Source organism: Siculibacillus lacustris (genome assembly GCF_004328075.1).
Taxonomy (GTDB): Bacteria; Pseudomonadota; Alphaproteobacteria; order Rhizobiales; family Ancalomicrobiaceae; genus Siculibacillus; species Siculibacillus lacustris.
The window spans coordinates 168,917-182,119 of the sequence record NZ_SJFN01000010.1; the positions used below are offsets into that span (position 1 = coordinate 168,917).

A 13,203-nucleotide genomic window follows, 5' to 3' on the forward strand; every position below is an offset into this window, starting at 1 on the left:
GTCACCCCGTCCGGGTCAGGAGCAGGCGCAGGGCCGAGAAATTGGTGTGGAAATAACGGGGCCCGAGGCGGCGCGGCTCGAGGGCGGTGCGCCAGGCCCATTCCAGCCCGAGGTCCTGGAGCAGTCGCGGCGCGCGCGGCCGGCGTCCGGCGACGAAGTCGAACAGGCCGCCGGCGGTCTTGACCACGCCGACCCCGGTCAGGCGGTGGAGATTGCGCAGCGCGAAGTCCTGCTCCTTGGGCACGCCGAGGCCGAGCCACAGCACGTCGGGGGCGAAGTCGTTGACCAGATCGATGATCCGTTCCTCCTCGTCGCGGGCGAAATAGCCGTGGTGGCCGCGCACTTCCGGCGCGTCGGGATAGAGCCGGTTGAGGGTGGCGACGGCGTCGCGGTTGACGTCCGCCGTGGCGCCGAGCAGGAAGGAGCGGACGCCGTCGGTGGCCGCCCGTCCCATCACGTCGTGGATCAGATCGGTGGTGGCGACGCGCTCGGGCAGCGGCGTGTCGGTCAAGAGCCACGAGGCGAAGACCATCGGCATGCCGTCGGCATGGATCGCGTCGGCGGCGAGGAACTGGCGGCGCACCTCGGGATCGCGATCGCACAGCACCAGAACCTGGCCGTTGGCGGACGTCTGGAAGCTCGGGGGCATGGCCACGCCACGGCGCAACAGCGCCACTTCGACGATACGGCGCGCCGCCTCCGGCCGATCGACCACGGCGATCGGCAGGCCGCCGATGAGCACGGACCGTTGGCTGCGAGCGAGTGGTGACGTCTCTGCGTGGTGGAGGCCGCTACCTCGAGGGTTGCGACCGACCACGGGAGTCGAATGTTTGTTCATCGACGGGCTTCTCCCGCCGAGAACCCTAGCGTCACGCCCCGTCGAAGGAGTGAATCCGCAGCGATTCAAATTGGCATTTTAGCTGTAAACGTTAATCGCGATCGGGCGAATTCATCGGCATTTTATGGAAGATCCCGAAGATGCTCGGATCGATGCCGATTTTTCGGATGCACACGACGGTGACGACGATCGCCAACGGGGCAACCGCGATCACCACGGCGATCGCCGCGCCGATCAGCCCGAAATTCGGCACCAATGCGACGAAGAGTCCCACCCGCACCACCAGGGCGACGGCGATCAGGCGCAGATAGAGCTGCTCGCGGCCGGTGGTCAGCATCAACAGCGGCCCGGGGCCGGCGAGGGTGCCGAAGGCGGTGACACCGGCGAGGATCGACAGGATCGTCGTCTGCTCGCGATAGGCCGCGCCGAACAGCGACAACAGCCAGCCGCCGCCGAACAGCACGCCGGCGAGGACCGCGGCGACCAGCACCAGGGCCAGCGCCATCACCCGGCTCATCAAGGCCTGGAGTTCGACGTGGCGGTCGGCGAAGTAGAGGGTCGAGATGCGCGAGGCGGTGTAGTTGTGCAGGCCGCTGGTCAGCATCGTGAAGACGTTGGCGATGCGCACCGCCACGAACCAACCGGCCGAGACGCGCGGCCCGGCGAGCGCGCCGATCAGCACCACGTCGGCATATTGATTGGCCGCCTCGATCATCGCCGCGCTGGTCATGGTGGCGCCCAGTCGCGACCAGGCCGCGGCCAGATAGGTCGGGCGTGCGACGCGGACCGCGGCGGGCAGGCCGCGCCGCACCGCCACGGTCTGGGCGAGGAGCGCGACGATCTGGCCGACGGTTGCCACCGCGAAGAAGGTGGCGATCGAGGTGGTGCGACCGGCCAAGAGGCCGAGGCCGAGCACCAGCACCAGCGGCAGGCGCCAGGTCAGTTCGCGATGGGGTTCGGAATGGAGGATGCCGCGCACCGCCCGGGTCAGGCTCGAGGCGTAGAGCAGCAGCGTCTGGGTCACCAGGAAGGCGGCCGCCGCGGCGAGATCGGGGGCGGCGAGACGGCCGTCGACGAAGCCGGCCCAACCGACGAAGCCGGCGGCGGCGAGAAGCGCACCGCCGCTCGCCACTGCGAGGCCCCAGCGCAGGGCGCCGCGGGCGGTGCCCGGGGCCTGTTCGACGAACTCGCCCCAGGCGCGCAGGATCAGTGTCTCCTGTCCGAGCACCGCCAGGACGGCGAGGAAGGACACGACGTTGAACACGATCACCAGGAGGCCGAAGGCGGCGACGTCCATGGTGCGCGCGGCCAGCGCGAACATCACCAGAGCGGTGCCCGAGCCGGCGACCTTGACCGCCAGGGCGAGGCCGGCGCCGCGGATCGAGCGGTCGGCGAGGGCACGGGCGAGACGCGACATCACGGTTCGCCTCGCGGGCGGGTCCGCGCCTCGACCACGCGGGCGAGCAGGCGGGAGCGCGGCCGCAGCACCGAGCCGTCGATCACCTCGAGGCGGCCGACCCGGTTGAGGGTGTGGAGGCGACGGCCGGGCCAGCGCCGGCCGGGACGCAGCACGGCGCGGACCTCCTGGCGGAAATCGTCGTCGTCGAGCCGGGTGATCTCGGCCAGCACCAGGGCGCCGCCGTAGCCGTCGCTGCAATCCTGGGCGGGGCGGAACAGCCGGTCGCCGCGGCGGAACACCGCGCCGGCCGGACGCGCCTGGGTGCGATCGACCAGCGGCGCCTCGACCGCGTGCGGCCGCCAGGGGCCGAAGGGTGAGGGGGCGACGTGGATCGACAGGGTGTCGGACCAGCCGCCGCCGCCGTCGCGCGCCGTGCCGAACATCCACCAGCGGCCGGCGTGTTCGAAGATCGTGGCGTCGGACAGGACCAGATCGTCGAGCAGCGTCGCCACCCGTTCCCAGCGGTCGGGGAAGGCGGTGCAGCGGTAGAGCGCGACGTCGCGGGCGCCGGTGCTCTCGGGGATCATCCACAGCGCGCCGTCATGGGCGAAGACGAAGGGGTAGGAGAGGTGCCAGGGCTCTTGGAGCACCGGTCGGGCGGGGCCGCTGGGGCCGCGCGCGTCGAAGGGGATCGCCGAGACGACGCCGCGGCCGAGGCGGTGGTCGAGGTCTTCGACGAACAGCGCGGTGCGGCCCTCCCAGGTGGCGACGAAGGGATCGGCGTAGAAGCGCGGGCCGGGATCGGCGAGGACCTGAAACAGCGGGCCGGAGAGATCGCCGGTCTCGGCGATGCCCGGGCCGTCGTGGAGGCGCCAGCCGACCCGCCAATGGGGGGCGTGGCAGCACAGGCGATAGACGCTGCGCACCAGCGTCGCGGCCAAGGTCTGGGCCAAGGCGCGGCCCGCGGAGCGGGCGAGGCCGCGGGCGGGCGCGAAAATCGCCGGCGGGATCGGGCGGGCGCGGCCGGCGGCGACGGCGCCGACATGGGCGAGGACCAGGGTCGCGACCCGAGCGCCGACCGCTTCGATCCCACCGCGCAGGCCGGCCGCCGCCTCGAGCGAGGGCAGGCCGCGTTCGACCACGGCGCCGGCGGTGTCGACGATCTCGATCAGCGGGGTCGATCCGGCGGTGAGCGCGGCGATCGCCGCATCTTCGCCGGGAAGGCCGTCGGCGTGGAGGACCAGCCGGTTTGCCGGGCCGGGCTCCGGCGGCGCTCTGGTCAGATCGAGGGTCAGGTCGGGGGCGAAGTCGGCGTCGGGCGGCGGCGCGATGGTCGTCGGCGCAACCCGGTCGGCGCCGCTCGGCCGCAGGCGGCCGACCAGCAGGCGCTCGAGCTCGAGCACTTCGGCGAGGAGCGCCGGCGGCGGTGGTGCGGTGACGCCCTCGCAACGCACGAGGTGGCCGCGCGCGATCAGCGACGCGGCGAGGTCGGCCATCCAACGGCGCGGGCGGGCGGTTTCGACGATCAGCAGCAGCTTCATCGCATCCCCCCTCCGGTCACGTCATCGATCAGGCGGGCGTAGGCGTCGACCATCGCATCGAGCGAGAAGCGCCGATCGAGCCCGGCGCCGGCGCGGCGGAGGTCGGCGGCGAGCCCCGGATCGGCGAAGATCCGGTCGACCGCCGCGGCGAAGGCGGCGCCGTCGGTCGGGTCGACGAACAGCGCGGCGGCGGCGCCGTCGCAGGCCAGCACTTCGCGCAGCACCGGCAGGTCGGCGGCGACCACCGGAATGCCGGCCTGGGCGGCTTCGACCCCGGCGAGGCCGAAGGTCTCGGCGGCGGTGGGGAAGACGAAGACGTCGAGGGCGGCGAGGAAATCGCCGACTCGGGTCGGTTGCAGCTCGCCGACGAAATGGACGCGGGCCGCGACGCCGAGCTCGTGGGCGAAGCCGGTCAGGCGGGCGAGGTCGGGGCCCTGGCCGGCCAGCGCGAGATGGCGGTCGGGCATGCGGGCGAGGAGACGCACCGCGGCGTCGAGGCGCTTGGTCGGATGGAGCCGGGCGGCGCAGCCGAGGAGCTCGACGTCCTGCGGCAGATCGAGGCGGCGGCGGGCCTCGGCGCGGTCGAGCGGGCTCTTCTTGCGCTCGAAGCCGTGGGGGATCGCCACGATGCGGGCGCGGTAGGCGGCGGGATGGCCGGCATAGAGCCGCGCCGTCTCGTCGGAATTGACGGTGATCCGGTCGTAGAGGCCGAAGCGGCCGAGCGCGCGGTCGACGATGCGCAAAGGGCCGTTGGTGACCTCGGTCGCCGAGACCTGATTGGCGACGATCGCCGGGACGCCGGCGAGTCGCGACAGGGGGGCGCCGAGGACATTGCCCCAGTGCTGGAAGGTCAGGACCACGTCGGGGGCGATGCGGGCGATGCGGCGGCGGGTCTCGACCAGGAAACGGGCGAAGGCCAGCGGATTGCCGGGCCGTGCGGCGACGCAGACCTCGACGTCGCCGAGATCGGTGGCTCCCCCGGTGCGGCTGTAGAAGAACAGATGGCGCACCGCGTGGCCGCGGCGGGCGAGGCCGGCGCCGACCAGACGGGAGATCTCCTGGGCGCCGGCGTTCTCCGCCTGGGTCTGGATCATCAGCACGGTCCGCGGGCGGGCGGCCGGCGGGCTCGCCGGGGTGTCGGGCGTGTCGGCCATCAGGTCCTCTCGACGGCGAGGGCGGCGGGCGCCGGTTCGGGACGGCGTTCGGCGGATCCGATCACCAGACCGGTGAAGGCCAGGACCAGGCCGAGGGCGAGCGGCGAGAAGAGCGCCTCCTCCTGGAACAGGCCGTTGACCACCACGATCAGCGTGGCGAAGGCGGCGAGGCCCTGGTGGAGGTTGCCGGAGCGGGCGTAGAGACGCCAGGCCCGCGCGGCGATCGCCAGATAATGGGCGAGAACCAGCAGGCCGGCGACCCCCATCTGCCACAACAGCACGCCGATCGCACTCTCCACCGCGCCGTCGAAACTGCCGGCCTCCTGGGCCTTCGACCATTCCGCCATGGTGATGGCGCCGGCGAGGTTGCCGCCCGAGCCGATGCCGTGGCCGAGCGGCAGGGCGACGAAGCCCTTGAGCCCGCCCATCAGACCGATCACGTGGTAGTCGCCGCCGGCGAGCCCGGTGACGATCATCGCCGCGACATAGATCACCAATACCGCCAGCAGCACCGGCAAGGTCCGCGCGGCGCCGATCGCCCGCGAGCCGACCCAGGCGGCGACGACCAGCAGCAAGAGCGCCATCGCGCCCTTGACCGAGGCCAGCACCAGCAGCGGCGCGGAAAGCGCCGCGAACAGCGGCCGGCCGGCGGCGATCAGGTAGAGCGCCAGGAAGGCCAGGGCATAGCCGAAGGCGATGGCGTGGATGTTCGGCCCGTGCAGGCGCATCACTTCGATACCGTCGAAATAGGGGGTGTTGAACAGGTTGATACGGAAATAGTCCTCGATGTCGCGATAGACGAAGCCGGTCTGGGCGAGCACGTCCTCCCAATAGCCCGAGCTGCGCATGCCGGCGGCGTTGAACTCCCAATAGCCGTCGCCGTTGGTCAGCGCCAGCCAGCTGCGCCGCGACAGCATCTCGAGCCAGCCGCAGGCGAAGACCATGCCCGCATAGACCACGATCATCCGGCCGACGTCGAGGCGGGCGCGGGCGGCGGTGAGCAGGCAGATGTGGAACAGCAGCAGCGGCGTGACGATGTTGCGGGTGTAGACGATGGTCGCCGAGCCGTTGGCCGGCAGACCGAGGGCGGCGAAGGCGCCGATCACCGCGAACAGCCCGAGGCCCTGGAAGATCAGGCGGCGGATCGCCGGCGAATGCGCGGCGGGGGCGCGTAGAAAATCGACGATCAACACCGCCCAGACCACCACGGTCTCGAGAAAGGTGTAGCCGCGGATGAAGGTGAAGACGTCGGCATCGGGGATCAGCGGCGACAACAGCGACACGAACAGGTTCTGGAACATCATCGCGAAGATCAGCACCGCCGGCACGAAGCGCCAGAGGTGGTTGGCGAGGAGGAAGGCGAGGATCACGGCGAGCGGCACGCCGATCAGCGGCGACACCAGTTGGGCGAGCATCGGCGCGGCGGTGACGCCGCAGGCCAGGGCCAAGGTCGCCGCGACCGAGCCGAAGGCGACCGGGGCGGTGGCCCTGCCGTCGGCGGGCGGTGCGCCGAGGCGCGGGGCGGCGGCGTCCATCCGGTCCTCCTCGCGAGGGTCGTTGCGCGGGCGGTTGCGTCTCTTTCCTGATACCGCCGAAGTCGTAAGCAAGGGTTAACCAAGATCGCGCTTGATGGAGCGTGGCGCATGCCGGCGACGAGCGACCGGCCGCGCCTCGCGGCGGCACCTCGGGGGCGACGCCGCCGACCCATCGAAGGACTGCCATGGCATCGGCTGGATCGGGGCTGGACTGGGAGGAACCGGGCGGTCGCGCGGCGGCCCCCGTCGTGCGCCTGCCCGGGCTGATCGATCTCACCGGCGTGGCCGCGGCACTCGCCGCCCGCTGGCCGTCGATCCTGATCGCCACGATCCTCGGGGCGGCGGTGGCGGTCGGCGTCTGGACGGTGTGGCCGGCGAAATACACCGCCACCGCCCTGATCATGATCGACCCGCGCACCGCTCGGGCGACATCGACCGACGAGGTTCTGCCCGGGATCGGCGGCGACGGCATGGCGATCGCCAGCCTCGCCGAGATCGCCACCTCGGACGGCGTGCTGATTCCGCTGATCGAGAGCGCCAAGCTCGCGGCGATGCCCGACCTCGCCGGGGCGTCGAGTGCGTCGGCGGATGTCGCCGCCACGCTCCGGCGCGGGCTGAAGGTCGCCCGGCGCGGCCTGACCTATGTGATCGAAGTGTCGATGACCGCCCGCAGCGCCGCCGGCGCGGCGCAGATCGCCAATCTGGTGGCCACCGACATCGTGCGCCGCCAGAGCGCGACGCGGATCGAGGCCTCGACCGGCGTGTCGGGGGCGCTCGGGGCGCGGCTCGCCGATCTGCGCGCCGCGGCGCTGGCCTCTGAACGGGCGGTCGCCGATTATCGCCAGGCCCACGGACTGCTCGATGCCGGGGCGGACGCCAGCGTCGGGCAACGGCGGTTGTCGGCGCTGACCCAGCAGGCGACGGCGCTGCGTGGCCGCCTCGAGGAGGCGCGGGCGCGGTTCGAGGAATTGAAGCGGGCACGGTCCCAGGACGTCGGCGGCTCGGCCTCGCCGCGCTCGGACCTGCTCTCCGGGCTCAGGGCGCAGTTCGCCGAGGAGACGCGGCAGTCGGCGGAGGCGACGCGGGTGTTCGGGCCGCGGCATCCCCGCGTCGAAGCGGCGCAGCAGCGCCTCGCCACGCTCTCCGGCCAGATCCGCGCCGAGACCGATCGGCTGGTCGAACAGGCGCGCACCGAACTCGACACCCTGTCGAAGCAGACGGCGGCGGCGGAACTGGAACTCACCACGCGCACCCGTGACGAATTGGCGCTCGACCAGGACGAGGTCGGACTGCGCGACCTGATCCGCCGCGCCCAGAGCGACCGTCAGATCTACGAGCAGTTCCTCACCCGCCAGAAGGCGACGCAGGAGCAGCCGGCGCTCACCCGTCCCGACACCGAGATCGTCTCGCCGGCGCTGCCGCCGGCCAAGTCCGACAAGCCGAGCCCGATCGTCGTGGCGGTGGTCGGGGCGATGATCGGGCTGCTGGCCGGCGGAGTCCGGGCCGTGGGCCGCGGACCCAAGGCCCCGGTGCCGGCGCGGTTCGCGCCGCTCGGCGTGCTGCGCCGCGTCCGGGTGGCGGATCTGGTGCACCACGAGGAGGCCCCGGCGCTGTCGGTCGCCGCAGCGGCGATCCCCGTGGCCGCGCCCTCCGTGACGCCGGTGGCGATCGCTCCGCCCGCGGTGGTCGCTCCCTCTGCTGTGGTCCCTCCGCCCGCGGTGGTCGCGACGCCCCAGATTCCTGCGGCGGCGGAAGCCCCGATCGTCCTTCCGGTACCGGCCCCGTCCGAACCGATCGCACCAGCGCCGGCCGCACCGGCCGAAATCCCGATCGCTCCGGCCGCGGTGGTCGCCCGGCCGTCGCCGGCGATCGTCGTGCCGCCGCCCGTGCCGTCCCGCCTCGACGCGGCGACGATCTTCGCCACGCTCGGGTTGCCGGTGGTCGCCGACGTGCCGACGCTGGTGGGATCGGCGGAGGACGCCACCGATATCGACGTCGATCTCGACGTGGTCGATGCGCGCGGGGCGATCGCCGGATTCGCCGCGACCTTCCTCGCCCATCTGCCGACCGACGCAGGCACCGCGCTGATCGTCACCGCGGCGACCGGGGCGATCGGCCGCACCACGCTGGCCCTGGCGATCGCCCGTGCGGCGGAAGCTGCGGGGCTGGCCACGCTGATCGTCACCGACCACGACGGCGACGGCGCCCTCGATCCGTCGTTGCGCGACCTCCTCGACGGCGCCGCCGATCTCGACCGCGATCCGCCCGCCGAGACCTACGACCGGGTCAGCGTCGCCGCCTTCGACGGCCGACCCGCCGGCTTCTGGTCGGTGGCCGCGGATCCGGGCTTTCCGGAACTGATCGCCGATCTCTGCCGGATGTGGGATCTGGTGGTGCTCGACTGTCCGGCGCCGGCCACCCTGGCGCAGTCGCTGAGCGTGGCGGCGGTCGATGCGGTGCCCGCGGTGTTGGTGATCGCCGATCCCGCGCGCACCTCGCCCGAGGCCCTGTCGGCGGCGACGCAGGTGTGGCGGCGCGACGACCGGCGGCTGGTGATGGTTGCCCTGAACCGGCCCGGCGGCGATTGACGTCGGTTTGATCGTCGGGAGGCCGGCGGTGGCTGGCTCGGCGCGTGGGATGGCCTATGGTGGTGCGGTGTCGTTCCTCCCGCTTCCCGTCGGCCGACCCGAAAGGACTCTGCGATGACCGGATCTTCGCCCGGTGGCCTGTTCGGCCGCCTGTTCGGAGGGGCGCGGAGCCCCGATGCCACGCCGGAACCCGCCCCGATGATCGCGGTCGCGCCGGCCCCGGCCCCCGCGCCGGCTCCGACGGTTCCGCCCAGCGTGTTTCTCGGCGATCATCGCGTGTTGACCCGGACCCGCCACGGGGTGCGGATGATCCTCGACACCCGCGACATCATCCTGACGCCGATCCTGCTGCTGGAGGGTCTGTGGGAGCCCGAGACCACGCAGTTGCTGGTCGACATCCTGAAGCCGGGCATGAACTTCGTCGACGTCGGCGCCAACGTCGGTTACTTCGCCTGCCTCGCCGGTCGGCTCAATCGCCCGGGCGGCAAGTTGTGGGCGTTCGAGGCCGATCCGGTGACCTTCGAATACCTGACCGACAACGTCAATCTCAACTGGTTCTTCGACGATGTCGAGTTGGTGCACAAGGCGGCCTACGAGACCTCCGGCACCCTGACGCTGCATCAGCGCCAGAAATACAAGGGCAACACCAGCATCGGCCAGACCCGGCAGGCCGATCTCGACACCCTGCGCGATGCCTCGATCGCGATCGAGGTCGCGGCGGTGTCGCTCGACGACCATTTCCGCGCCAACGATGAACGCATCGATCTGGTCAAGATCGACGTCGAGGGCGCCGAGCCCTTCGTGCTGCGCGGCATGCGCGGGCTGATCGAACGCCAGCCGGAGATGCGGATCCTGTTCGAATGGTCGCCGGGCCAGATCCGCGGCGTCGGCGAGGATCCCGCCGGCCTCCTCGCGGTGCTCGACGACTTCGGCTTCGATCTCGAACGGGTCGGCACGACGCTGCAACCGGTCGACGCGGCGGCGCTCGGCGGCATCGGCCACGCCATGGTGCTGGCGACCCGTCGGGCCACGCGGGTCGCGTGACCGCGGCGCGGCGGAGTCAGCCGGCGAGACCGACGCGGCGGCAGACGAAATCGGCGATCGCCTCGACGTCGTCGAGGTCGAGGACCGGCACGCCGACCCCGATCAAGGGCTGGTCGCTGGCCACCGCGACGATGTCGGAGTTCTCGCGCCACATCAGGTCGTGGCCTTCGGACGGGCGATGAATCTCGATGGTCGGGTGGGCGTGGGTGTGGAAACCCTCGATCAGCACCAGATCGACCGGGGCGAGGCGAGCGATCAGCTCTTCGAGCGGCGGTTCGACCCCGTCGCGGATCTCGTGCATCAGGGCCCAACGGTCGCCGGCGACCAGCATCACCTCGCCGGCGCCGGCCTCGCGGTGGCGGAACGAATCCTTGCCGGGCCGGTCGAGATCGAAGCCGTGATGGGCGTGTTTGACCGTCGAGACGGTCAAGCCGCGGCGGATCAGCGCCGGCAGCAGGGCCACCATCAGGGTCGTCTTGCCGGAGCCGGAACGGCCGACCAGTCCGAAGATCTTCATGTGTCGCTCGCTTGTCACGCGGATGGGGGAGAGCGTCGCCGCTCCCCCCCATCGTCGCCGCAGGGGATGGCCGCGGGTGACCCGTACCCGGTCACTCCGCGGCCGGCGCACGGATCATTCCGCGCCCTTCGGTGCCGTGAAGACACCGACGGTGACCGCGGGACCCGCGTATTTCTCGACTTCGCCGACCGCCGAGTGGGCGCAGTTGCCCTGGCCGAGCTTCGACGTGCCGACGTCCATGGTCAGGACGTTGACGTCGCCGTAACGGCAGAGTGACCCGGGCTTACCCGGTTCGATCGGATCGTACCAGCCGCCTTCGTTGACCCGCACCACGCCGGGGCGGATCTTGTCGGTGAGCTTGGCGCCGGCGAGGATCTGACCGCGGTCGTTGAACACGCGGACGACGTCACCGTCCTTGATGCCACGGGCTTCGGCGTCCTTGACGTTGATCAGGCAGGGCTCGTGGCCGGCGATCTGGTAGGTCTCGCGCAGCTTGGTGCCGCAGAGCTGCGAATGCAGGCGGCTCTTGGGGTGGCTGGTGGCGATGGCCAGCTTGTACTTGGTGGTCGGGCCGCCGAGGCGTTCCTTCGGCTCCATCCACATCGGATGGGGGCCGCAGTCGTCGTAGCCCATCTTCTCGATGTTCTTCGAGTAGATCTCGATCTTGCCCGACGGCGTGCCGAGTGGCTCGAGCAGCGGATCCTCGCGGAACTTGGCATAACGGACGAAGGATTTGCCGGTGGTGACCGGGAATTCGACGACGCCGGCGCCGTTCCAGAAGGCGTCGAACTCCGGCATCGGGATCTTCTTGGCCTTGGCCTGGGTCAGGGCCGCGTCATAGAAGGACTTGATCCATTCGAGTTCGGTCTTGCCTTCGGTGAACTCCTTGCCCTTGCCGAGCTTGTCGGCGATCAGCGCGAAGATGTCATAGTCGGTCTTGGACTCGAAGACCGGGTCGATGACCTTCTTCATGGCGAGGATCGCCGAGCCGGCATAGTCGCCGACGCTGTCGATGTCGTTGCGCTCGTAGGAGGTGGTCGCCGGCAGCACGATGTCGGCGAAGCGGGCGGTCGGCGTCCACTGGAAGTCCTGGACGATGAAGGTCTCGAACTTCTTCCAGGCCTCGACCATCCGGTTGCGGTCCTGATGATGGACGAACGGATTGCCGCCGACCCAATAGGCCATCTTGACGTCGGGATACTTGGCCTTGGTGCCGTTGAAGTCGAATTCCTTGCCCGGATTGAGCAGCATGTCGACGACGCGGGCGCAGGGGATGGTCGCCGCGCCGGCTTCGGTCATCCAGGCGGCACCCTCCTTGGCCTTGCCGCCGTCGGTGATGCCGGTCAGGACCGGGGCGTCGGCCGAGGGCGTGCCGCCGTTGGCGTAGTGGTAGGAGAAGCCGAAGCCGCCGCCGGGCAGGCCGATCTGGCCGAGCATCGAGGCGAGGGTGACGAGCATCCAGTGGCGCTGTTCGCCGTATTGCTGGCGCTGCAGCGCGAAGCCGCCGGCGAGCATGGTGCGGTTCTTGGCGAAGCGGCGGGCGAGGTCCTTGATGGTGTCGGCGGGAATCTCGCAGATCGCCGCCGCCCATTCGGCCGACTTCGGGGTCTTGTCGGTCTCGCCCATCAGGTAGGGCAGGAACTTGTCGAAGCCGGTGGTGTAGGTCTTGAGGAACTTCTCGTCGTGCAGCTTCTCGACCACCAGGGTGTGGGCTATGCCGAGCATCAGGGCGACGTCGGTCTGCGGCCGCGGGGCGAGCCATTCGGCGCCGAAGAACTCGGCGGTCTCGGTGCGGACCGGATCGATGCAGATGACCTTGGTGCCCTTGGCCTTGAGCGCCTTCATGCCTTCGTAGCCGCCGTGATCGCCGATCACCCAGCTGATCTGGTTGGTGACCACCGGATCGGCGCCCCAGAACACCATCAGCTCGGTCTTCTCGACGACGACCGGCCACACCGTCTGCTGCTCGTACATCTCGAGCGTGCCGACCACGTGCGGCATGATGATCTGCGCCGCGCCGGTCGAATAGTCGCCCGAGGAGTTCACGAAGTTGCCCTTCAGATTCATCATCCGGCGCAACAGGCTCTGGCAGTTGTGGAGACGGCCCGGGCTCTTCCAGCCGTAGGAGCCGGCGAAGGTGGCGGCCGGTCCGTAGGTCTTCTCGACGCGCTGCAGTTCCTTGGCGACCAGCTCGATCGCCTTGTCCCAGCTGACGCGGACGAAGTCACCGGTGCCGCGGCTCTCGACGTCGGCGCCGGGGCCCTTCTCGAGCCAGGCGCGGCGGACCATCGGATATTTGATGCGGGTCGGCGAATAGACCGAGTCGAGCACGCCGGCGAGCTGATGGCTCGGCGCGGGATCCTTCTCCCAGGGCTTCACCGACACCATGCGGCCGCCTTCGACCTTGGCGCGGAAGGCGCCCCAGTGGCAGCCGGTGAGGATCTCGCCGTCGGGCATGCCGGCGGCGCGGGCGCCGTTCACCAGCAGCGACGGGGCGAGGCCGAGGGCGCCGAGGGCGACGCCGTAGTTCAGAAACGAACGCCGAGACAGTTCGGCGCGGAACTCTTCCTTGGACGCGATCGACATG

General features: G+C 70.9%; 9 protein-coding genes. 2 read left to right on the forward strand and 7 right to left on the reverse strand.

Translation table 11 applies throughout. The features are described 5' to 3' along the window. Position 1 precedes the first annotated feature (1 nt). The 5 genes from EYW49_RS08720 to EYW49_RS08740 all read right to left on the reverse strand — a co-directional run bounded on the left by EYW49_RS08720 (position 2) and on the right by EYW49_RS08740 (position 6,467). Positions 2–742: a WecB/TagA/CpsF family glycosyltransferase gene (locus EYW49_RS08720; RefSeq protein ID WP_228259545.1), complete on the reverse strand. Its 741-nt coding sequence runs from the start codon at positions 740–742 to the stop codon at positions 2–4. Positions 743–929: 187 nt separating this feature from the next. After that, the gene (locus EYW49_RS08725; protein WP_131308331.1) at positions 930–2,255 is read right to left on the reverse strand and encodes a lipopolysaccharide biosynthesis protein; all 1,326 of its coding nucleotides are present in this window, start codon (positions 2,253–2,255) and stop codon (positions 930–932) included. Next, a complete protein-coding gene (locus EYW49_RS08730) occupies positions 2,255–3,778 on the reverse strand; it encodes a glucosamine inositolphosphorylceramide transferase family protein (protein WP_131308334.1) in 1,524 nt (507 codons plus the stop codon). The genes EYW49_RS08725 and EYW49_RS08730 overlap by 1 nt, the downstream gene beginning before the upstream one ends. Continuing rightward, positions 3,775–4,932 (reverse strand): glycosyltransferase family 4 protein, encoded by a 1,158-nt coding sequence (locus EYW49_RS08735; protein WP_131308337.1) that lies wholly within the window; start codon positions 4,930–4,932, stop codon positions 3,775–3,777. The genes EYW49_RS08730 and EYW49_RS08735 overlap by 4 nt, the downstream gene beginning before the upstream one ends. Further along, entirely contained in the window at positions 4,932–6,467 is a 1,536-nt protein-coding gene (locus EYW49_RS08740) for a hypothetical protein (protein ID WP_131308340.1), read from the reverse strand. Before EYW49_RS08740 ends, EYW49_RS08735 begins: the two co-directional genes overlap by 1 nt. A gap of 185 nt (positions 6,468–6,652) precedes the next feature. Between EYW49_RS08740 and EYW49_RS08745 the strand changes: the two genes are divergently transcribed. Further along, positions 6,653–9,055: a GumC family protein gene (locus EYW49_RS08745; protein ID WP_131308343.1), complete on the forward strand. Its 2,403-nt coding sequence runs from the start codon at positions 6,653–6,655 to the stop codon at positions 9,053–9,055. A gap of 114 nt (positions 9,056–9,169) precedes the next feature. Beyond that, entirely contained in the window at positions 9,170–10,099 is a 930-nt protein-coding gene (locus EYW49_RS08750) for an FkbM family methyltransferase (RefSeq protein WP_131308346.1), read from the forward strand. Between the two features lie 16 nt (positions 10,100–10,115). Here the strand turns inward: EYW49_RS08750 and mobB are convergent, their stop codons facing one another. Together mobB and torA are read right to left on the reverse strand one after the other, a co-directional pair. After that, on the reverse strand, positions 10,116–10,616 hold the full coding sequence (gene mobB / locus EYW49_RS08755) for a molybdopterin-guanine dinucleotide biosynthesis protein B (RefSeq protein ID WP_131308349.1): 501 nt from the start codon (positions 10,614–10,616) through the stop codon (positions 10,116–10,118). Between the two features lie 114 nt (positions 10,617–10,730). Further along, positions 10,731–13,202, reverse strand: coding sequence for a trimethylamine-N-oxide reductase TorA (torA, locus tag EYW49_RS08760; protein ID WP_131308352.1), 2,472 nt, complete (start codon positions 13,200–13,202; stop codon positions 10,731–10,733). Position 13,203: the final 1 nt, after the last annotated feature.

Coding starts and splice junctions, on each gene's coding strand:
- EYW49_RS08750 (WP_131308346.1), top strand. CDS start 9,170: ATGACCGGATCTTCGCCCGGTGGCCTGTTCGGCCGCCTGTTCGGAGGG.
- mobB (WP_131308349.1), bottom strand. CDS start 10,616: ATGAAGATCTTCGGACTGGTCGGCCGTTCCGGCTCCGGCAAGACGACC.
- EYW49_RS08740 (WP_131308340.1), bottom strand. CDS start 6,467: ATGGACGCCGCCGCCCCGCGCCTCGGCGCACCGCCCGCCGACGGCAGG.
- EYW49_RS08735 (WP_131308337.1), bottom strand. CDS start 4,932: ATGGCCGACACGCCCGACACCCCGGCGAGCCCGCCGGCCGCCCGCCCG.
- torA (WP_131308352.1), bottom strand. CDS start 13,202: ATGTCGATCGCGTCCAAGGAAGAGTTCCGCGCCGAACTGTCTCGGCGT.
- EYW49_RS08730 (WP_131308334.1), bottom strand. CDS start 3,778: ATGAAGCTGCTGCTGATCGTCGAAACCGCCCGCCCGCGCCGTTGGATG.
- EYW49_RS08725 (WP_131308331.1), bottom strand. CDS start 2,255: ATGTCGCGTCTCGCCCGTGCCCTCGCCGACCGCTCGATCCGCGGCGCC.
- EYW49_RS08745 (WP_131308343.1), top strand. CDS start 6,653: ATGGCATCGGCTGGATCGGGGCTGGACTGGGAGGAACCGGGCGGTCGC.